Genomic DNA, 1,196 nt, shown 5'->3' with positions numbered 1-1,196 from the left:
CCCTTAACAGTCGTCACCCTGAATTCATTTCAGGGTCTATCTCTAACAAGAAAGATGCTGAAACAAGTTCAGCATGACGTTGCACTCTAAGTAGCTACGTAATAGATCAGATTTACCATTACCACTTCAGATACACTAAATGCTATCCAATACATCACAAAAATCCAGAACATTTTAAAAACTATACTCCAGGGTTTTCTTTGATAAAATACTTTTAAGGCGCTGTACATATACCAACAGATCCAAACTATAACACCTAGTTCAATAACAGTGGTAATTATGCCTTTCTTATCAAAAACATGTTTAATTATTGGGTCAGTAAAAATTTGCACAATAAAATAGGCGGTCATTCCATGGATGGCAAAAATCAGGTGATTTAAATAATAAATATGATTTTTCCTGAAATTCCACATAATAAAAAGCGCCAATAAAGGCATTAACAAAAAGTATTGTTTTGGTCGGTTATGCTCTAGTGTTTCTTGAATTACTTCAGATTTTTCACCAATATTGATCGCTCTTTTTTTGATCATCCGCTCATACCAATTGTCTTGCTCGGTGGGTGGCAATTTCTTTTGCCTTCCTAAATAGGCTGCATAAGTGCTATCGTTTCTTTCGATATGGATATCGTTATAATCTTCGATCATGTCGGCAATGGAATCAGACGCTAGTTTAGCGTTTTCAGTTCTAAGCCTGTTCAGTTCCTTTTCCTGATCAGCAAAACCAAGTTTTATAAATTCTTTTTTCTTGATTGCTTTATTAATCGATGTTGTTGCCTTATTTGCAATGTTTTTAGGTATTCCCGAAAGCTTCAGTGCCTTATTTACACTGTCGGTAACACTTTCATCTCTTCGCTTTTCGGTTTTAGTTGAGTCATGAGCATCTTTTTTTACATGTTTTGGTGAATACACAACCAAAAAATATACTATAGATACGAAGATATACATACTCACCGGATTAATATACCTGGCTCTTTTACCAGCTAAATAATCGAGTGTAACCTGCCCGGGCTTTGTTAAAAGTGGAGAGAGGGTTTGAAAGAATTTATTGTCGAAATGAAAGTAATGCGCTATACTATGACTAATAAAGGCCCAGAAACTTTCTTTTAACTCTAAATTTGGTTGACCGCAATCGCTACAATAATGTTTTTCTACATGAGCGCCACAGTTTAGGCAATTGTGTTCTTTTCTATACTTACC

At 35.1% G+C, this 1,196-nt stretch carries 1 protein-coding gene; it reads right to left on the bottom strand.

Annotated elements, in window-relative coordinates; translation table 11 throughout:
• Positions 1-86 precede the first annotated feature (86 nt).
• A partial coding sequence (locus tag AC1DPQ_RS28245; RefSeq protein WP_477611642.1) for a DUF3667 domain-containing protein occupies positions 87-1,196 on the bottom strand: 1,110 nt, incomplete at its 5' end.

The organism is Pedobacter sp. 01T416_2, from assembly GCF_056398925.1.
Note: the sequence above shows the minus strand (reverse complement) of the source record. Positions and strands in the feature narration are given on the sequence as shown.